At 40.0% G+C, this 20,549-nt stretch carries 19 protein-coding genes; 15 read left to right on the plus strand and 4 right to left on the minus strand.

The window, feature by feature from the left end:
- Positions 1–51: 51 nt before the first annotated feature.
- From Q0212_RS04500 to Q0212_RS04540, 9 genes are all read left to right on the plus strand, one after another.
- Positions 52–237: a Trm112 family protein gene (locus Q0212_RS04500; protein ID WP_297922840.1), complete on the plus strand. Its 186-nt coding sequence runs from the start codon at positions 52–54 to the stop codon at positions 235–237.
- Positions 238–240: 3 nt separating this feature from the next.
- A complete protein-coding gene (gene kdsB, locus Q0212_RS04505; protein WP_297922843.1) occupies positions 241–1,551 on the plus strand; it encodes a 3-deoxy-manno-octulosonate cytidylyltransferase in 1,311 nt (436 codons plus the stop codon).
- A 4-nt stretch (positions 1,552–1,555) separates the two neighbouring features.
- A complete protein-coding gene (gene murB, locus Q0212_RS04510) occupies positions 1,556–2,569 on the plus strand; it encodes a UDP-N-acetylmuramate dehydrogenase (protein WP_297922845.1) in 1,014 nt (337 codons plus the stop codon).
- Positions 2,570–2,771: 202 nt separating this feature from the next.
- Entirely contained in the window at positions 2,772–3,635 is an 864-nt protein-coding gene (gene rpoH / locus Q0212_RS04515) for an RNA polymerase sigma factor RpoH (protein ID WP_297922848.1), read from the plus strand.
- Positions 3,636–3,707: 72 nt separating this feature from the next.
- A complete protein-coding gene (locus tag Q0212_RS04520; RefSeq protein ID WP_297922851.1) occupies positions 3,708–4,076 on the plus strand; it encodes a DUF423 domain-containing protein in 369 nt (122 codons plus the stop codon).
- Positions 4,077–4,280 carry a sulfur carrier protein ThiS gene (gene thiS, locus Q0212_RS04525; RefSeq protein WP_297922854.1) on the plus strand — a complete coding sequence of 68 codons (204 nt, stop codon included), beginning with the start codon at positions 4,077–4,079 and terminating at the stop codon, positions 4,278–4,280.
- Between the two features lie 21 nt (positions 4,281–4,301).
- Positions 4,302–5,084 (plus strand): thiazole synthase, encoded by a 783-nt coding sequence (locus Q0212_RS04530; protein WP_297922931.1) that lies wholly within the window; start codon positions 4,302–4,304, stop codon positions 5,082–5,084.
- A gap of 1 nt (position 5,085) precedes the next feature.
- Positions 5,086–5,787: a tRNA (guanosine(46)-N7)-methyltransferase TrmB gene (gene trmB, locus Q0212_RS04535; protein WP_297922857.1), complete on the plus strand. Its 702-nt coding sequence runs from the start codon at positions 5,086–5,088 to the stop codon at positions 5,785–5,787.
- Positions 5,788–5,883: 96 nt separating this feature from the next.
- A complete protein-coding gene (locus tag Q0212_RS04540; protein WP_297922860.1) occupies positions 5,884–6,903 on the plus strand; it encodes a hypothetical protein in 1,020 nt (339 codons plus the stop codon).
- 59 nt (positions 6,904–6,962) lie between these two features.
- Here Q0212_RS04540 and Q0212_RS04545 read toward each other — a convergent pair whose 3' ends face one another.
- Together Q0212_RS04545 and Q0212_RS04550 are read right to left on the minus strand one after the other, a co-directional pair.
- The gene (locus Q0212_RS04545) at positions 6,963–8,159 is read right to left on the minus strand and encodes a serine hydrolase (protein WP_297922863.1); all 1,197 of its coding nucleotides are present in this window, start codon (positions 8,157–8,159) and stop codon (positions 6,963–6,965) included.
- A gap of 12 nt (positions 8,160–8,171) precedes the next feature.
- Entirely contained in the window at positions 8,172–8,600 is a 429-nt protein-coding gene (locus tag Q0212_RS04550) for a hypothetical protein (protein WP_297922867.1), read from the minus strand.
- A gap of 703 nt (positions 8,601–9,303) precedes the next feature.
- Between Q0212_RS04550 and Q0212_RS04555 the strand changes: the two genes are divergently transcribed.
- From Q0212_RS04555 to clpA, 3 genes are all read left to right on the plus strand, one after another.
- Complete coding sequence (locus tag Q0212_RS04555) at positions 9,304–11,325, plus strand: FAD-dependent oxidoreductase (RefSeq protein ID WP_297922870.1); 2,022 nt, start codon at positions 9,304–9,306, stop codon at positions 11,323–11,325.
- A gap of 352 nt (positions 11,326–11,677) precedes the next feature.
- Positions 11,678–12,049 carry an ATP-dependent Clp protease adapter ClpS gene (clpS, locus tag Q0212_RS04560; RefSeq protein ID WP_297922873.1) on the plus strand — a complete coding sequence of 124 codons (372 nt, stop codon included), beginning with the start codon at positions 11,678–11,680 and terminating at the stop codon, positions 12,047–12,049.
- A 128-nt stretch (positions 12,050–12,177) separates the two neighbouring features.
- Positions 12,178–14,463 (plus strand): ATP-dependent Clp protease ATP-binding subunit ClpA, encoded by a 2,286-nt coding sequence (gene clpA, locus Q0212_RS04565; protein WP_297922876.1) that lies wholly within the window; start codon positions 12,178–12,180, stop codon positions 14,461–14,463.
- A 73-nt stretch (positions 14,464–14,536) separates the two neighbouring features.
- On the opposite strand, the gene infA is transcribed toward clpA, so the two are convergent.
- Both infA and Q0212_RS04575 read right to left on the minus strand, forming a co-directional pair.
- Positions 14,537–14,758 carry a translation initiation factor IF-1 gene (gene infA, locus Q0212_RS04570; RefSeq protein ID WP_297922879.1) on the minus strand — a complete coding sequence of 74 codons (222 nt, stop codon included), beginning with the start codon at positions 14,756–14,758 and terminating at the stop codon, positions 14,537–14,539.
- A 154-nt stretch (positions 14,759–14,912) separates the two neighbouring features.
- Positions 14,913–15,485 carry a TMEM165/GDT1 family protein gene (locus Q0212_RS04575; protein ID WP_297922882.1) on the minus strand — a complete coding sequence of 191 codons (573 nt, stop codon included), beginning with the start codon at positions 15,483–15,485 and terminating at the stop codon, positions 14,913–14,915.
- A 437-nt stretch (positions 15,486–15,922) separates the two neighbouring features.
- Between Q0212_RS04575 and Q0212_RS04580 the strand changes: the two genes are divergently transcribed.
- From Q0212_RS04580 to Q0212_RS04590, 3 genes are all read left to right on the plus strand, one after another.
- On the plus strand, positions 15,923–16,909 hold the full coding sequence (locus Q0212_RS04580; protein WP_297922885.1) for an alpha/beta fold hydrolase: 987 nt from the start codon (positions 15,923–15,925) through the stop codon (positions 16,907–16,909).
- A 216-nt stretch (positions 16,910–17,125) separates the two neighbouring features.
- The gene (locus Q0212_RS04585) at positions 17,126–19,294 is read left to right on the plus strand and encodes a malate synthase G (protein WP_297922888.1); all 2,169 of its coding nucleotides are present in this window, start codon (positions 17,126–17,128) and stop codon (positions 19,292–19,294) included.
- A 134-nt stretch (positions 19,295–19,428) separates the two neighbouring features.
- Positions 19,429–20,514, plus strand: a complete 1,086-nt coding sequence (locus tag Q0212_RS04590; protein WP_297922891.1) for a CorA family divalent cation transporter — start codon at positions 19,429–19,431, stop codon at positions 20,512–20,514.
- The last annotated feature ends 35 nt before the right edge of the window (positions 20,515–20,549 follow it).

Here is a 20,549-nt window from a genome sequence, read left to right on the forward strand (position 1 = left end):
ATTACCTGTTGAATAGCTGTCTGTAGCATAAATTATTGTAGAGCTTAAACCATGTTAGATAAAAAGTTATTGGCTATTTTAGTGTGTCCAATTTGCCAAGGTCATTTAGAGTATCAGGCTGAGGCACAAGAATTAATTTGTAAAGCAGATAGTTTGGCTTTTCCAATTCGTGATGACATTCCTGTAATGTTAGAAAATGAAGCTCGCCAATTAACCCTTGATGAAAAATTAGGATAAACCATGGCCGATTTTAAAGTTGTTATTCCTGCGCGTTATGGTTCAAGTCGTTTGCCTGCCAAGCCGTTAATGGATATTGCGGGTAAACCGATGGTGGTGCATGTTTATGAGCGTGCTTTATTAAGTAAAGCAAAAACCGTTGTTGTGGCGACCGATGATGAACGTATTGCCCAAGCATTAAAGCCCTATGGTGCAAGAGTGGTGATGACATCACCGAACCATCCGTCAGGCACAGACCGTTTGCAAGAAGTTGCCGCCAAAATGCGATGGGATGATGACGATATTATTGTCAATGTTCAAGGTGATGAGCCGTTAATTCCGCCCGAAGTCATCAATCAAGTAGCGGCTAACTTAGCCAATAATCGTCAAGCTGGTATTGCGACTTTAGCCGAAGCCATTGAAGACGTTGGCCAATTAACCAACCCGAATATTGTTAAGTTAGTACGTGATGCCAATAATATGGCGATGTATTTTAGCCGTTCACCCATGCCGTGGGCGCGTGATGCTTTTGCTCAAGGCATTAAAGAACTGCCTGTTAAAGATTTATATTGGCGACATTTAGGTATTTATGCCTATAAAGTCAGTTTTTTAAATGCTTATGTCAAATGGTCGCCTGCTGTTTTGGAGCAAGTCGAAGCCTTAGAGCAATTACGCGCTTTATATTATGGCGTAAAAATCCATGTTGATAAGGCGTGTGTTAACTTACCTGCTGGTGTTGATACTCAAGAAGATTTGGAACGTGTACGAGCAATTGTTGCGGCACAAAAAGCGGCTCAAGCCCCTAAAGTGGTAGAAAAAAATCCCAATGCCGATAAAATTAATGTTTTATTTGTGTGTTTGGGCAATATTTGTCGCTCGCCAACGGCGGAAGGTGTGTTTAAAACCATGGTGGAAAAATCGGGTTGGAAAGATATGTTTAATATCGACTCCGCAGGTACAGCCGCCTATTATGTTGGTGAGCCGCCTGATAAACGTGCGCAAAAATATGCAAAAGCACGCGGTTATGATTTATCCAAGTTAAGAGCGCGTTTTATTTCGCCCCAAGATTTTAAAAAATTTGATCATATTTTAGTGATGGATAAAAAGAACTTTGCCGAAATGGAAAAAGTTCAAAAATATTGCAAAGACCCCAAAGCAAAATTGCAATTATTTTTAGACTATCATCCCAACCAACAGCCAGACCAAGAAGTGCCAGACCCTTATAATGGCAGTGATACAGGTTTTGATATTGTTTTAGATTTGGTGGAACCAACTGCCGAAAATCTATTAAAAACCCTATTGCAAAACAAAGGATTAACTAACTGTGGTTGTTAAAGCCATGCGTTTTAGTGAAAACGCCTCCTTACAAACGCGCAATACCTTTGCCATTACGGCAAAGGCACGTTTTTTGGCCGATGTTTATGACGAAAGCCAACTAGCAGCTTTGCTAAATACAGTGACTGCCAAACGTCTAAAAGTATTAATTTTAGGTGGTGGCAGTAATATGTTGTTAAGCCAAGATTTTGATGGCTTGGTCATTTGCCCACAATTGTTTGGTGTTCATTGTATTAGTGAGAATGATAATCAGGTTATTGTCGAAGCAGCGGCAGGCGAAAATTGGCATCAGTTTGTTCAATACTGTTTAACACAAGGGTGGTATGGCTTAGAAAATTTATCGTTAATTGCAGGTTCGGTGGGGGCAGCCCCTGTACAAAATATTGGTGCTTATGGTGTTGAGCTAAAAGATAATTTTGTCAGTTTACGTGCTATTCATCGACAAACAGCAACAGTACGTGAGTTTAGTTTGGCAGAGTGCCAATTTGGTTATCGTGATAGTGTGTTTAAAGGCCGTTTAAAAGACCAATACATTATTACCGCGGTACGTTTTCGCTTGTCCAAGATAGCAAAAGTGTCGGTGCAATATGGCGATATTCGTCAAGAACTGACTAGCAAAGGAATAGATAGTCCAACTCCTCAACAAGTGGCGCAAGCCGTGATTGCGATTCGCCAACGCAAACTACCTAATCCTGAACAAATTGGTAATGCGGGCAGTTTTTTTAAAAATCCTGTGATTAGCCAAACACAATTTGAGAATTTAAAACAGCAATATCCCAATATTGTGGCCTACCCACAACAGCAAGACGTTAAATTAGCCGCAGGATGGTTAATTGAACAAGCAGGCTGGAAAGGTCAAAGCCTTGGTCAAGCAGGTGTTTATGAAAAACAAGCCTTAGTGCTGGTGAATCGTGGCAGTGCAACAGGGCAAGAAGTGATGGCCTTGGCTAAAACTATTCAGCAAAGCGTTTATGATAAGTTTGGCGTGCGTTTAGAAGTGGAAGTAAATTTGATTTAAAGGTGCACAGATCCTAATTATATCATGCTTTTGATCAAATCTTTCCAGTGTAAAGATTTATTACATAAGCGCGATAAAACTCACACACTGTCGACTGGTCAAGTGTATCATTTAGCGGTATGATTAAGAAATAAAGAGGTAAGTATAACTTGCTTCTTTAACATCGAATCACATATTTATTGACATAATTGGAGACTTTTCCATGAGCAATAGTCGCGGTTTAGTGCCTGTGACGCTCTCTGTTCCAGGTGTAAATCTAGGAGCATACATTTCTAGTGTAAATCAGGTAGCCATTTTAAGTGCTGAGGAAGAGCGTGATCTTGCGGAGCGTTATTATTACGAGCAAGACTTAGAAGCTGCCCGTCAATTGGTGTTAGCACATTTGCGTTTTGTGGTACATATTGCGCGCAGTTATGCGGGTTATGGGCTACAACAAGCCGATTTAATTCAAGAAGGCAACGTTGGTTTAATGAAAGCCGTTAAACGTTTTGACCCAAGCATGGGTGTGCGTTTAGTGTCGTTTGCTGTGCACTGGATTAAAGCCGAAATTCATGAATTTGTGATTAAAAACTGGCGTATTGTTAAAGTTGCCACCACAAAAGCCCAGCGTAAGTTATTTTTTAATTTGCGTAGCCTTAAAAAAGGTAGTCATGGCTTAACACACGTTGAAGCCGAAACCATTGCCAAAGATCTCAACGTGACAACAGAACAAGTGTTTGAGATGGAAGGGCGTTTGTCTGCCTTTGATGCCTCATTTGAAGCACATTTAGACGATGATGAAGATAAACAGCATCAAGCACCAGCCTACTATTTAGAAGACAACCGTTATGACCCAGCGCGTCAACTTGAAGAAAGTGACTGGGAAGATAACAGTACTGAACGTTTGATGAATGCCATGAATCGTTTGGATGCACGTTCTCGTGACATTTTAACCCGTCGTTGGTTGGCTGAAGATAAAGCAACATTGCATGAATTGGCCGCTGAATATAACGTCTCTGCTGAGCGTATCCGTCAATTAGAAAAAAATGCGATGGATAAAATTAAAGCAGCTTTAGGTACGGTTTAGATGACGGACTGAGAAAATCCCTTTACACTTACGCCGCGTTTATCGCGGCGTTTGTTTTTGTGAGTAAACAGCATGTTTTTTTCTTTAGGTGCGTTAAATTTGGCTCTGGCGGTGATCTTGGGTGCATTTGGTGCACATGGTTTAAAAGCCAAAGTCACGACTGAGCAATTAGCATGGTGGCATACGGGCGTTGATTATCATTTTTATCATGCTTTAGGATTATTAGTGATTGGTGCGTTAATGGCTGCACAGCCACAATTAGCCTTGCCTAAAGGCAGTGCTTGGGCGTTACAAATAGGCATTGTCATTTTTAGTGGTTCTTTATATGCCATGACTTTAGGTGCTCCACGTTGGTTTGGCGCAATTACACCCATTGGTGGCACAGCATTTATTATTGGTTGGTTGTGGTTGGCCTATGCTGCTTGGCAAAAAGGGTTATAAATGATGAATATTCAGGTAAATGGTGAGCCGAAACAAGTCTCTAGTGATTGTTCAATCACCGATTTATTGTTGTTGTTAGAGATAACAGGTCGGCGTGTTGCGGTTGAATTAAACAAAGAAATTGTGCCTAAAAGTTTGCATACTACGACGATATTGCAAGAAAATGATTGTGTAGAAGTGGTTCATGCCATTGGTGGCGGTTGACGTTTTAAAGAGTTGTGAATGATGAATAATGATCTATTACAAATAGCGGGACAGAGTTATCAGTCGCGTTTATTAGTTGGTACAGGTAAATATAAAGACCTCGAAGAAACACGCTTAGCGATTGAGGCAAGCGGTGCAGAAATTGTCACGGTGGCGGTGCGTCGTACCAATATTGGCCAAAATCCGAATGAACCGAATTTATTAGAGGTGATTTCTCCCGAAAAATACACCATTTTACCAAACACAGCAGGTTGTTATACCGCAGAAGATGCGATTCGTACCTGTCGTTTAGCGCGTGAGTTATTAGATGGTCATAACTTAGTAAAGTTAGAAGTGTTGGGTGACGAAAAAACCTTATATCCCAATATTGTTGAAACCTTAAAATCGGCCGAAGTATTGGTTAAAGAAGGTTTTGAGGTCATGGTTTATACCTCTGATGATCCGATTGTCGCTAAACAACTTGAGGAGATGGGCTGTGTAGCTGTGATGCCTTTAGGTAGTTTAATTGGCTCAGGTTTAGGGATTATTAACCCCTATAACTTGCGTATTATTATGGAACAAGCGAATGTGCCGATTATTGTCGATGCAGGTGTGGGTACAGCCTCGGATGCTGCGATTGCGATGGAATTAGGTTGTGCAGGTGTATTAATGAATACCGCGATTGCCAAAGCACAAAAACCTATTTTAATGGCGTCAGCCATGAAAAAAGCGGTTGAAGCTGGCCGTGAATCCTTTTTAGCAGGTCGTATGCCCAAAAAATTATACGCTTCTGCTTCCAGTCCTTTAGAAGGTAAGTTTTTTTAACATGTCTGAGATCGTTACTGAAAAACAATATCCACGTCGTATTATGACTTTTATGCGTCGTTCGTCGGCTTATACCACGTCACAGCAAAAAGGTTTAGATGAATATGGCGAGTATTATTTGTTAGAGACTGAAGATCAACGTTTTGATCAACAAGCTATTTTTGGTCGTCAAGCACCATTAACCGTAGAAATTGGCTTTGGTATGGGCAGTTCATTAATTCAAATGGCTGAGGCTGCTCCAGAGCGCGATTTTATTGGCATTGAAATTCATCCCAATGGTTTGGCACAAATTTGTTTTGAGGCAGGTGAGCGTAAATTAAGCAATTTGCGGGTGATTGATGGTGATGCCTTATTATTGTTAGAAGGCTATTTTGCCGATCATAGTATTGATACCGTGCAATTATATTTTGCTGATCCGTGGCCCAAAAAGAAACACCATAAACGCCGTTTTGTGCAAACCCATAATATGCAATTGATTCGTCAAAAGTTAAAAAAGGGCGGCATCTTCCATGCGGCGACAGATTGGGAGCATTATGCGTTTTGGATTTTAGAAATTATGGAAGCCAGCGAAGGCTACCGTAATCTATTGGGTCAAGGTCAGTTTTCACCACGTCCCGAATATCGTCCTTTAACGAAGTTTGAAGTCCGTGGCCAAGGATTAGGGCATGGCGTATGGGATTTGTTGTATCAAAGGATTGCTTAGCTTTGGTTGCTTTGCCCTGCGACAATATGTCGCATCGGAAAAAGTAACTTTTTTTATTACTATACACACGTTTTGAACATTTGAGTGATTGAAGTCATGTTACAACGTGTGTCGATGTTTATTTTATTACCAATGTTGGCGAATTATAGTCATGGTGATTTGCGTGCAGATGGCCATGCACCAGCAGGTGTTATGTTTGAGCATATGCATCATCACGGTGCCATGATTGGATACAGAGTGCAACAGGTGACTCAGCAAGGAAGCTTATTAAATGGTGGAGACTCATTGTCATCACAAAGTTCATTATTAACTAAATATGCGATGTTGCCTCAAAAACATACTATGACGATGCATATGTTGGACATTATGTATGCGTTATCACCTAAAGTTAATGTAATGATTATGCCTATGTATATGGATATGGGCATGACGATGACAGCTAATGGATTATATAAATCGACAACAAGTGCGCATAGTTCTCATGGTGTTGCCAATCACAGTCATGATGTTCGAGGGATGGGTGATACAACATTGGCAGCGATGTATCAAGTCTATAAAGATCAACAACATGAGTTAATTGCAACATTAGCTTTTATTGCTCCCACAGGAGATGAATCTGTATTGGGAGGCGATGGCAAACCTGTTCACTATGGAATGCAATTAGGGGCAGGCTTATGGCAAGCCATGCCCAATATTACCTATAACTATAAAAATCATAAAATCGGCTTTGGAGCTCAGTTACTTACACGCCAACCTTTAGAAGATGAGAATGATCTAGGTGTTAAAGTACCTGATATGAATCAAGCAAGTGTTTGGTTAAGCTACGCTTGGATGCCAGAATTTACTAATTCTATCCGTTTGCAGCACAGCAAAACAGATAGTTATGGTGGCCATTATAATGTTTCCCATAATCATAGTTCTCCACCCGATTTTCAAGGTAATTATGGTGGTGAACAAACGTTAATAGGGCTTGGTGCTAACTGGGTTGCAACCGTAGGACAACTAAAGGGATTAAGAGTAGGTGTAGAATATTTGACACCCATTAATGAAAATTTGAATGGTGTGCAATTAGAGACTGAAAACCAAATCAATTTTTCTATGAGTAAAGCTTTCTAGAAAAATCTAAGACCTTGAGGGTTTTAGTTGAAGCTTCTCAAGGTCTTAATACCAAAAAATTATTCAACACTTTGAATAATCGCCGTATTAATTCGCCATAGTCGTAAATCGGCAAATGGCGAACCACTCCCCGTATTAACAATATATCCAACCGCTAATCGTCTAGATGGGTCAGCCCATGCACCAGAGCCACCATAACCAAAATGTCCAAAAGCATGAGGAGTACGAGGCCATGTGGTAAACACACGGTGATAACCTAAACGCCAATTCATTGCCATAGGCACAACATCACCTCGCTGGGTATTATGCACTTTGCTTGCTTCGGCCAATGTACGTGCAGAAAGTAATCTTACGCCATCAAGCTCTCCCCAATTAGCAAGAGCAGCATACATTTTGGCTAATGAACGTGCAGTAAATACACCACCAGCACCAGGGATACAGGCTTTTAAACTAGTATGTTCATCTAAATAAAATCGGCTCATGCCTTTAGGAATCAGTGCTTCTGCCGCAGTTTCTGGTTCAAAGCCTGTCGCTCTTAAAATTTTATCACTAATAATCTGTTGCCATTGACTTAGTTTGCTAGGAGGAGCTTTATTAGCTTGATAACGGGGCGCACCAATAATTTCGTTACAACGATATAACTCTGATTCTGGAACGCCAATATAACAACCATCTAACTGTAACGGTTGGCTGATTTTTTTGGCTAATGTGACAGCTAAAGGCTCTTTGGTGACTTTTTCAATCAGACCACCGACAATCCAACCAAAAGAAATGGCATGATAGGCAACTCTTGCGCCAGCCGCATGAACAGGTTTGGCTTGTTCAATCATGGTTAACATATGTGGCCAATCAAGCATTTCTTTGGCATCAGCAATCATGCTACGCAAATGATATAAACCCGCTTCGTGGGTTAAAACATGGCGTAAAGTAATGCCATGCTTGCCATTTTGGCCAAAAGCAGGCCAGTAGTCAGCAATCGGGCGATCATAATTTAGCAAGCCTTCATCAACTAAGATATGAGCGAGAGTACTCAAAACGCCTTTTGTTGTTGAATAACTAATGCTCATATTATGCTCTTGCCACGGATCTCCTTGTTTATTGGCAACGCCAGCCCATACATCCACTACTTTTTGATTTTGATGATATACCGTCAGTGCTGCACCACCTTGGCGCGGTGCTTGTGGCAACTGCGCCAAAAAAGTGTCTATAACATGTTCAAATTGTGGATCGTATAGTCCTTGAATGACATAACTCATAACAAGAAGTCTCTATGCTGTGGTTTGCACAAGTGCTTTTGCTTCTTCTTGAGTAATGCCCACCCAGCCTTGTGCTGAATTTAAGACAATAGCATCAAAATTAGGGCTAATTAGCAGCAAATTTAATAAATCACGTCCTGTCATTTCTAGTTGCCAGTGATTAGGCGCATTTTTTTGTAAGGTTACTAAATCGTTATAAGCAATTAATGCTTTGCTGTTGCCTTTTGTTGCAGTTTGTAATGGAATTTTGGTCAATTGTTGAGAAATAATCAGCGGCTTTTGCTCTAAAGCTTGTTTCATTTCTAGTGGAATGCCATACGCAGCCAAATAAAAATTAGCATCAAGCATCGCTTGATGAAGTGTTTGTCGAGCTAGTGTGTTTTCAGGCTCATTAACTATAGTAACGATGAGTGCTTGGATAGTTTCAAATCTGACGGACATAATAGTAAACCAATAATTTTTTAGACGAAGAGAAGGATGACTTTATAAATGGAATTGTTTTGATATTCACTGAGTTCTCACAAAAAAACAATCCTTTACACACTTATTTTTATATATGATAAAGATAATCATTTTTATTTGATTGTTGTTAGGGGCAATTGTCATTAAATTGTCTTAACTTTGTCATGGTACGGTAATTGCTTATAGATTTAATAATGGTGTTGAAGTTATAAATGTAACAATAGCGTCAACAGACCCTAATCTAATTTGGAGTGAATCATGGAATTATTAGAAATGCGCGATGAGAGTTTAATTGATGAGTGGGCTGATTATGAAGATTATGACTATGTTGATGATGCAACAGAGTTATAACTTTTAGTTATAAAAAATATTTTTTTATGGCGAACACGGAGTCGTTAAAACGACTTGTCTGCACGTGGTAGGCAGAGTATTGTTAAACACAAGAAAAAGCCGTTTTATTAAAAAATTTGTACTTAGTCATGATAATGTAATACTAAGTGTAAATGTTACTTGGTACTTTCGTGCTAATAACTCTCTTTTTGGCTTGACGAGAGCTATCTCCTTGTGACATAAGAAACGGCTAATTTTTTAGAACTGTTGTACGCATGCTATAAAACAGCATAAATATTGGAGTTGTACAGCAATTTAAACCTACCAAGTGCTAGCTAGCTGAGGGTTCGCCATGTCACAGCCATTTCAACATTTATTACAACCATTAGATTTAGGTTTTGTTACCTTGCCAAACCGTGTCATCATGGGTTCGATGCATACAGGGCTTGAAGAGTTTCCACCCGAAAGACAAGCGGCTTTTTTTGCTCGTCGTGCCGCAGGCGGTGTGGGCTTGATTATTACTGGTGGTATTTCGCCATCTGAATTAGGCGTGTTAGGGCCGGGTATGTGTGCCATGCTCACCGAAGCTGATGCTAAAAAGCATAAAGTAATTACGGATGCCGTCCATGCCGCAGGTGGTCGAATTTGTATGCAGGTATTACACGCAGGTCGTCAATCGTATCATCCTGTTAATGTTTCTCCCTCTGGTAAAAAATCACCGATTTATCCTTTCCCACCCCAAGCGATGACTGAAGAAATGATTCTTCAAGAATTAGATAACTGGGTTAATGCAGCCGCTTTAGCACAACAAGCTGGCTATGATGGCATTGAAATCATGGGTTCAGAAGGGTATTTGTTAAATCAATTCTTAACAGTACGTGGCAATGAGCGTGATGATCAATGGGGTGGTGATTTTGAACGCCGTATGCGTTTTCCACTAGAAGTTGTTCGTCGTATTCGTGCGCGTGTTGGTACAAATTTTATTATTGTTTATCGTTTGTCGATGCTCGATTTAGTACCCGATGGCCAAACCTTTGATGAAGTCATTACCCTTGCCCAAGAATTAGAAAAAGCGGGTGTTAATATTATTAATACGGGTATTGGTTGGCATGAAGCCAAGATTCCCACCATTGCGACAATGGTACCTCGTGGTGCTTTTGCGTGGGTGACGCGCAAAGTGAAAGAGGCGGTGAGTATTCCTGTATCTGCTTCTAACCGTATTAATATGCCATCTCATGCTGAGGATATTATTGCGCGAGGTGATGCTGATATGGTGTCAATGGCGCGTCCAATGTTGGCAGATCCAGATTGGGTTAATAAAGCAGCGGCCAACAAAGAAGAAGAAGTTAATACCTGTATTGGTTGTAACCAAGCGTGTTTAGATCATACCTTTGCTTTGCGTCAGGCTTCTTGTTTGGTGAACCCTCAAGCGTGTTATGAAGACCAATTAATTTATGTCAAAACTGATAAGCCTAAAAATATTGCGGTGATTGGTGCAGGGCCTGCTGGTTTGTCATTTGCCAGTGTTGCCGCAGAGCGTGGCCATAACGTTACTCTTTTTGACCAAGATACGCAAATTGGCGGTCAATTTAATATTGCCAAACAAGTACCGGGTAAAGAAGAATTTAACGAAACAATTCGTTATTTTGGTGCAATGGTTAAAAAACACGGTGTTAATTTACAATTAGGTAAACGTGTTGGCGCAACGGATGTGGCTGAGTTTGATGAAGTGGTTTTAGCCACAGGTATTGTGCCACGTCAATTGCCTTTAGAAGGTATTAATCATCCAAAAGTAATGAACTATATTGATGTTTTGCGTGATAAAAAGCCTGTAGGTCAACGAGTTGCAGTGGTTGGTGCAGGTGGCATTGGCGTGGATACCTCTGAGTTTTTAGTACATGACCCACATCATGTGCCTTCTAGCTTGGATATTGATGAATACTTACGCGAGTGGGGCATTGATAAGACTTTGCAAGCACGTAGTGGTATTGAAGGTGTTGAGGCTCAAGTCAGTCCAAGTCCTCGTGAAGTGTATTTGTTGCAGCGCAAAAACAAAAAAATTACGGGGCCTGGTAAAACCACAGGTTGGGCGCATCGTGAAGCCTTACTCAAAAAAGGCGTCAACATGATTACAGGTGTGGAATACACCAAAATTGACGATGAAGGATTGCACATTAGCGTCAATGGTCAGCCTCAAGTCTTGGCCGTAGATAACGTGATTATTTGTGCAGGTCAAGAGCCACAACGTGAATTGCAAGCGGCGATTGAAGCATTGGGTAAAACAGTGCATTTAATTGGTGGTGCAGACGTTGCTGCTGAATTAGATGCTAAACGTGCGATTCGTCAAGGCGCAGAATTAGCCGCGCAGATTTAACGTAACTTCCTCAACATAATCCTTCGGCTTCGCTCAGGGTGCATTTTTGTGTTGGTTGAGCGAAGTCGGGGTGATTGCCCTTTGACTTCGCTCAGGGAACAGAGTCTGACTGACATTAGGGTAATACACGATTTAAAACCGCTTACAAAATAAATAAAAAAATTGCTTATTTTTCATCATTAAGCTTTAAAATATCTGCCGTTTAGCTTATTCATTTATAAGCTATCTTTTATCGTACTTTCACTCTATTTTGTCGCAAAATACGAAATTGCACTTGAGATTTTGCACAATTCCACCCATAACTTTGTTAAGGCTTATAGAAATATGAGCTTATGTTTGTAGGCTGCTTGTTATGAGCAATATGTTTGTAGATGAACTAATATCAATTCAAATGGCCAATCACGATGACATGGCAAATGATGGTGATACCGCTGTTATAGAGCAAACAGCAAAACCACAGCTCAAAAAACCATCGTTTTATCAAGTGATTTTGCTAAATGATGACTACACACCCATGGATTTTGTGGTAGAAGTATTAGAAGATTTTTTTGCAATGAATATTGAGCAAGCAACACAAGTTATGCTAACTATTCATCATCAAGGACAAGCGGTTGCAGGGTTATATCCAAAAGATATAGCTGAAACCAAAGCTCAACAAGTGATTGATTTCGCGCGGCACAATCAGCATCCCTTAATGTGTCGAGTTGAGCAAAAGCCTGATTAAAAACAGGATTTATAGGTAAAGGCTTAAATTTTGCTCAATTAAAGCGGCTGTTACAAAAGGCCGCTTGATCCAAGCAATAAAAATAAGCGATAACCATGTAAGTCCTACCTAAAAATATAGGAGTTGCTATGTTAAGTCGCGATTTAGAAGTTTCATTAAATTTGGCCTTTCGTGATGCCCGTGCGAAACGCCATGAATTTATGACCGTTGAGCATCTCCTATTAGCTTTATTAGACAATGAATCCGCAGTAAGAGTGCTTAAATCCTGTGGTGGCGATATTGCAACCTTAAGACGTGAATTAAGTCAGTTTATTGAAGAAACTACCCCTAAAATTCCGACTAAAGATACAGATCGTGAAACTCAACCAACGCTGGGTTTTCAACGGGTGTTGCAACGTGCTGTATTTCATGTGCAGTCATCAGGTAAAAAAGAAGTTTTAGGTGCAAATGTTTTAGTCGCGATTTTTTCAGAGCAAGAATCGCAATCTGTTTATTTCTTGAAAAAGCAAAACATTAGTCGTCTAGATATTGTTAACTTTATTTCGCATGGCATTAGTAAGCAAAGTGATGAAAATAAAGCAGATGACGATGCAAATGAGCAAATTCAAAACCAAACAGATGAAGATGGTGAATTAGTACCAAAGAGTGCATTGGCTGCTTATACCAGTAACTTGAATGAATTGGCCTTAGCTGGAAAAATTGATCCGCTGATTGGTCGTGATGCCGAAATTGAACGTGCTGCCCAAATTCTGTGTCGTCGTCGTAAAAACAATCCTTTGTTAGTGGGTGAACCGGGTGTGGGTAAAACTGCGATTGCAGAAGGCTTGGCATGGTTGATTGTAAGCAATAAAGCACCAGAGCCATTAGCGAAATCGGTGGTTTATAGCCTAGATTTAGGTGCGTTATTGGCAGGCACAAAATATCGTGGTGATTTTGAAAAACGTTTTAAAGCGGTATTAAGTGAGCTAAATAAACAACAAGACGCTGTTTTGTTTATTGATGAAATCCATACCATTATTGGTGCAGGTGCTGCAAGTGGTGGTGTGATGGATGCTTCTAATTTATTAAAGCCTGTCTTAGTTAATGGTTCGTTGCGTTGTATGGGTTCGACAACTTATCAAGAGTATCGTGGTATTTTTGAAAAAGATCGTGCATTAGCTCGTCGTTTCCAAAAAATTGATATTCCTGAGCCAACTGTTGGCGAAACTTATCAAATTTTGAAAGGTTTAAAATCACGTTTTGAAGAGCATCATGGCGTACGTTATAGCGAAAAAGCCCTAGAAGTTGCGGCTGAATTAGCAAGTCGTTATATCAATGAGAGGTTTTTACCCGATAAAGCCATTGATGTGATTGATGAAGCAGGTGCATTACAACGTTTACAACCTGTTAGCAAACGCAAAAAAACCATTGGTGTTGGTGAAATTGAAGAGGTGATTGCCAAAATTGCCCGTATTCCACCAAAATCTGTCTCGGCGAATGATAAAGAAGCTTTACGTAATTTAGAGCGTGATCTCAAAATGACTGTGTTTGGTCAAAATGATGCTATTACTGCTTTATCTTCAGCGATTAAATTATCACGTGCAGGTTTAAAAGCACCCGAAAAACCCGTTGGCTGTTTCTTATTTGCAGGGCCTACAGGTGTTGGTAAAACAGAAGTTACCAAACAGTTAGCGAAAATTTTAGGCATTGAATTAGTCCGCTTTGATATGTCCGAATATATGGAGCGTCATACTGTTTCTCGCTTGATTGGTGCGCCACCAGGTTATGTTGGTTTTGATCAAGGTGGCTTGTTAACCGAAGCAATTGCTAAGCATCCACATTGTGTATTGCTATTAGATGAGATTGAAAAAGCCCATCCAGAAGTCTTTAACTTGTTATTACAAGTGATGGATCATGGTACGTTAACTGATAACAATGGCCGTAAGTCAGACTTTAGACATGTGATTTTGGTACTGACAACTAATGCAGGTGCAGAAGCAGAGTCTCGTGCTAGTATTGGCTTTACTCAGCAAGACCATAGCACTGATGCTATGGAAGTCATGAAAAAGATGTTTACGCCAGAGTTTCGTAACCGTTTAGATGCAATTATTCAATTTAAGGCCTTAGACCCAATTATTATTGCAGGTGTGGTTGATAAGTTCTTAGTTGAATTACAAGCACAACTAGATGATAAACATGTGGTCATTGAAGTCGATGAACTAGCTCGTTCATGGTTGGCCGAGAAAGGTTATGACAAACAAATGGGTGCTCGTCCAATGGCTCGCGTTATTCAAGAAAATCTGAAAAAGCCTTTAGCTGAACAGATTTTGTTTGGTGACTTGGTAGGTGGTGGTCATGTGCATGTAACGGTTGAGAATGATGCGATCGTTCTCCATGTTGAAGCAACTGAGAAAAAGACAGCAGCGCCTGCTTAAGGTAAAATTTCTTAACAAAGCAAAAGAGGGCTTGACGTATAACGTAAGCCCTTTTTTATATTAAGCCGGTCGATTAACGTACGCGGTAGGTAATACGGCCTTTAGTCAAGTCATAAGGAGTCATTTCAACTTTGACTTGGTCACCGGTTAAAATACGAATATAGTGCTTACGCATTTTACCAGAGATGTGTGCGGTCACAATATGACCATTTTCTAACTGCACACGAAACATGGTGTTTGGTAAAGTGTCGACCACTGTACCATCCATCTCAATTTGCTCTTCTTTATTTGACATAACAACCTTAGATTGTAAAAAATTCAAGTTTTATGCGGACACAAAGGGATGTTTATAGTTGCCCAATGAGATAGCGCATATTTTAAGGTGGCGTATTTTGCCTGATTTTTAACAAAAGTAAAACAACTTTAGGTTTTAATCTTGCATCTTTACATTAAAAGCCTGTTTTCCCTAATAAGATTAAAATGCCAATTAATGCAAAAATACTAGCAGCAATACCATGTATCCAGCGTATTGGTAATTTTTGTGCAAAATGATTGCCCAAATACACGGCTGGAACGTTGGCTAGCATCATGCCTAATGTTGTGCCAAGAATCACCCAAACAAAATCAGCGGCATATTTAGCACTTAAGGCGACAGTAGCAATTTGAGTTTTATCACCCATTTCTGCCAAAAAGAAGGCAATGACAGTGGTGCCAAACACACCAAAACGTGAGGAGTCTTGTTCCTGTTGTTCGTCTAATTCATCTGGAATAAGTAGCCAAGCAGCCATGATTAAAAAACCAATGCCTAAAATCCAACGCATATTGTCTTGGCCAATTAAGCTATTTAAATACATACCTACTGCACCTGCAAAAGCATGATTTATAATAGTTGCAACAAAGATACCCAAAACAATGGGGATAGGTTGGCGAAAACGTGCAGCTAACAAAAAGGCAAGGAGTTGGGTTTTATCACCCATTTCGGCGAGAGCAACTAAGGCAGTGGCCAACAACAAAGCTGTCATAACATACTCCGCGTCAGCCAAAAAACCAAAGATTAAAAACATCTGGCTGACGCTCAGAAAATACTCTAAGAATATACATCTATGCCATGATGAGACATAGCCATGTCATATTCTTGTTGTTATTGACATAACAATAAGAGCGGATGTTTTTAATCTTTAGTCTCGCTAAACCGATAATATCAAGTCGTATTTACCATGTTCGATGAACAAGTTTGTTGATAAATACTTGTTAGTTAATGGCTAACTAACAAAAGCTACTCCCTAAAGGGATATAGATTATAGCAAAAAATTACATTTTCGTGAATAAATTAATGTTTATTCAATCAGGACAATTGACCTAAAAAGCATGGTCAATTGTCCTAAAAGCACCTGTTACCGGACGCTCGGTATGTTAATGTTTCAGTAATAGTACTTTAGTTCCAACAGGTTAAGAAAAAATGACATCGGCACTTAAGCATATTGAAAAAGCTCTTGTTCATGAGATCGCTCCCGCTTATATCGCTAATGCTGAAAAAGCATGTCCAAAGGCGATTCGTGGTTGGCGACCAACAGGTCAATTGTGGCCATTATTACGTGAATTACAAGGAAGAGTGATTGGTTTGCGCAAATGTCGTATGGATGTAGATGGTGCTGCCATGATTTGGTTGGAAGGTGGCAATCCGCATGGCGAGCCTGTTGTTTTGTTACATGGTTTTGCTTCAAACAAAGAAAATTGGTTGTTGTTATTGCCATTTTTAGCAAAACGTTATCGTTTGTATGTGCCTGATTTGCCTGCATGGGGTGAAAGTCACTTTCGTCATGAAAAAGTCTATGGCTTAGATCAACAAGCAGATCGAATTGCTGAGTGGGCGAAAAAAGTATTACCTGCTAAAGGGCATTTTGTTGGGAGTTCTATGGGTGGGGGTATTGCTGGTTTGGTAGCCTCTCGCCATCCAGATGTTACTGCAACCTTGACTTTGATGAATGCTGCAGGTGTGAGAGGGCAACATGGTTCAACGCCTTTTGAACGAGGTCTATTAGTAGGCAATAATACTTTAGTACCTAGTAATTATGCGGAAGTAGTACGTTTATTTAATGCGGTATTAGAGCGTAAACGCACAGCATTATCCTTAGTGTTGGCTTCGGCAATGGGACAAGAAATGGTGTCTCGTCGTCATGTTAATCGCCATTTGTTTCACCATATGATTGCACATTCTTTGCAATGCGAGCGTGATGGTGTATCAGCTGTGTCTGTGCCAACCATGATTTTATGGGGTGAAGAAGATCAAGTGCTTCATCATTCTTGTGTTGAGACATTTAAGCAATTAATTCCACATGCCAAGGTTAAAAAATTAAAAGGTGTTGGCCATTTACCCATGGTAGATGTTCCTGCATTGACGGCTAGAACCTTAAATAATTTCTGGCGAGATGCACGTTCACATTGATTGGTTTTTTTCCAAAAGGGCATCTTCTGATGCCCTTATTTTTTGGCGTCAATTATTAAAAAAACGTGATAATCAAAGAAACAGTGATAATTTGGCTTAAAAGCAGTTATCTATAAGTTAAGAAAATAGCAACTGCCTGTTAATTTCGCTACAATAGCGCGTTTTTAAAAGCCAAGCATTAGCTTTGGCGTGGCTTATTGATTAAAGGGTGACAAGATGACCGAACGTGTTCAACGTGGTGAGTTAGCGATTGCTAAAGAATTATATGATTTTATTGTTAATCAAGCGATTGAAGGTACTGGAATCAGCGTTGATGATTACTGGACTAAGTTTGAGGCGATTGTTGCTGATTTAATGCCAAAAAACAAAGCTTTATTAGCTAAGCGTGATGCAATTCAAGCGCAAATTGACGCATGGCATCAAGCTAATCCAAAGTTTGATTTTGCTGCTTACAAAGCCTTTTTAACAGAAATTGGCTATTTAGTAGCAGAAGGCGAAGATTTTAGCGTTAATCCACAAAACGTAGATGACGAAATTGCCCGTATTGCTGGCCCACAATTAGTTGTGCCTGTTAAAAATGCGCGTTATGCCTTAAACGCAGCTAATGCTCGTTGGGGTAGCTTATACGATGCCTTGTATGGCAACGATGTGATTAGCGAAGAAGGTGGTGCAGACAAAGGCAAAGGCTACAACCCAGCTCGTGGTGCTAAAGTGATTGCTTATGCTCGTACTTTATTAGACACAGCCGCTCCTTTGGCAACTGGCTCTCATGCCGATTCCGTCGCTTATGCTATTGTTAATGGTGCATTAGAAGTTAGCTTAAAAGATGGCAGCAAAGTTGGTTTAGCATCCCCAGAAAAATTAGTGGGTTATGCTGGTGATCTTAGTGCGCCAACTAGCATTTTATTAAAAAACAACGGTTTGCACATTGATATTCAATTTGATGGCAATCATCCTGTTGGTCAACAAGACCCAGCAAAAATCAAAGATTTAGTAATTGAGTCTGCGTTAACCACGATTTGTGACTGTGAAGACTCTGTGGCTGCCGTTGACGCTGAAGACAAAGTTGAAGTCTATGGCAACTGGTTGGGTTTAATGAAAGGCAACTTGGTTGAGTCTTTCGAAAAAGGTGGCAAAACCTTAACTCGTACCATGAATGCTGATCGTACTTACACTGCTTTAAATGGTGGCAGCCTAACTTTGCATGGTCGTTCTTTATTATTAGTGCGTAACGTTGGTCATTTAATGACTAACCCAGCCGTATTGTATAAAGGTGAAGAAATTCCAGAAGGCATTATGGATGCCTTAGTGACGGTATTGATTGCAAAACACGATTTATTGGGCAATGGCTCTTTAAAGAACTCTCGTACAGGTTCTGTGTATATTGTTAAGCCAAAAATGCATGGTCCAGAAGAAGTTGCGTTTGCTAACGAAATCTTCACTCGTGTAGAAGAAGCTTTAGGTTTAGCACAAAATACCTTAAAAATGGGTATTATGGACGAAGAGCGTCGTACCACTGTTAACCTCAAAGAATGTATCCGTGCTGCTAAAGATCGTGTGATGTTCATTAACACGGGCTTCTTAGATCGTACTGGTGATGAAATCCATACTTCTATGGAAGCAGGTGCAGTGATTCGTAAAGCTGACATGAAAAAAGCTAAATGGATTGCTTCCTACGAAAACTGGAACGTTGATATCGGTTTAGCTTGTGGTTTACAAGGTAAAGCACAAATCGGTAAAGGCATGTGGGCAATGCCAGACTTAATGAAAGACATGGTTGAGCAAAAAATTGCCCACCCAATGGCTGGCGCAAATACTGCTTGGGTACCATCACCAACAGGCGCGACTTTACACTCTATGCATTACCATAAAGTCAATGTGTTTGCTCGCCAAGACGAATTAAAGTCTCGTGCTCGTGCTAATGTTGATGACATCTTAACCATTCCTTTAGCAGAAAATACGGATTGGTCTGCTGAAGAAATCAAAAATGAACTTGATAACAATTGCCAAGGCATTTTAGGTTATGTGGTTCGTTGGATTGACCAAGGTGTGGGTTGTTCTAAAGTGCCAGATATTAACAATATCGGCTTAATGGAAGACCGTGCAACCTTGCGTATTTCTAGCCAACACGTAGCTAACTGGTTACGTCATGGTATTTGCACACAAGATCAAGTGTTAGAAGCTATGCAACGTATGGCCTCTGTGGTTGATGGTCAAAACGCTAATGACCCATTATACAAACCAATGGCACCAAACTTTGATGACAGCGTGGCTTTCCAAGCGTCTAAAGAGTTAGTGTTTGAAGGTTGTGCTCAACCAAACGGTTATACTGAGCCAGTCTTACACCGTCGTCGTCGTGAATTAAAAGCAAAAATTGCTGGTTAATTTTTAGACATGCAAAGAAGGGCACTTATGGCGAAAGCTGTAAGTGTCCTTTTTTATTGCTACCCCCCTCAGTCCCCCCTTATTAAGGGGGGATGCCGAAGGCAGGGGGGTAAATACGACTAAAAGGAGTTTTTATGACGCATCATTATCCTGATTTAACCTTACCTTACGAAAGACATTATTTAGGCCAATATCAAGGACAAGCGAAAGATAGTTTTTTTGAATTGCCACAGGCAAATGAAGCCGCCAAAACATGGTTATGGATTGATGAAATTGTTAATAATAATGATGAGTTATTGCAAGGGATTCATAGCCCACATGAATACAGTGGTTATGATTTGCATGTGCGTAAACAGCCTGTCATTACCAAGTTTACCCATCATGATCACATTATTATTCCCGATTTAGATTGTGAAATGGATGGTGAACAAACATTATCCATGATTATTTATCCCGATTTTATTTGGACACGACGTAGTCAACATATTAAAGGGATTGATGAGCTGCTCAATACTGATGCCTTTAAAGAGCGTGCACGACAGCATCAAACGACTGCTTATGTGTTTGTTGGTATTTTACGTGTGATGTTAGAAGGTTTAAATGCACAACTTCTCAGAAACGAACATCAAACTTATGCATTAGAAGATTTGTTTTTACAACGTAAGGAAGGAAAAAGACCACGTTTTGAACAAAAAAACGAGTTAAAAGATGATCCTTTAAAAGAGTTTGCACATTTACCTAATGCGAAAAAATTAGTTGAATTACGCATTCATATTGCGTGGTTGCGTAAACAGTTTGATGCTTTTGAACGTTTAACGAATGCCTTATTAGACCCGACACAAGGCGCATTTCATCAAATTCAGCCCAATATTTTACAACAAGAAGCCATGCCGTATTTTCAGCATCTAGCAGATCAAGTACAGCGTGCCTTAACTAAAATTCAGCATTTACGTGATATTCATTTTAGCTTAGAGCAATTATTGTCTGCGCAACAAGCCGAAAAAACTAACCAAACTTTATTAAGACTGACTTGGGTATCAGTGATTTTCTTGCCTGCGGTGGTGATTGCAGGTATTTTTGGTATGAATGTCGCGTTATTTACCGATCCACGTCATGTCTGGACAACTGACTCACAAATTGCATTTGCATTGTTATTAGCAGCGATTACCATTAGTAGTGCAATGTATTTTTTACAACAAAAAAAGTATAAAAACTCATAACTTACGCATTTGAATAATGGCGTAAGTCTTAAACG

Origin of the sequence: uncultured Agitococcus sp. (assembly GCF_937920075.1) — a bacterium.
GTDB lineage: Bacteria > Pseudomonadota > Gammaproteobacteria > Pseudomonadales > Moraxellaceae > Agitococcus.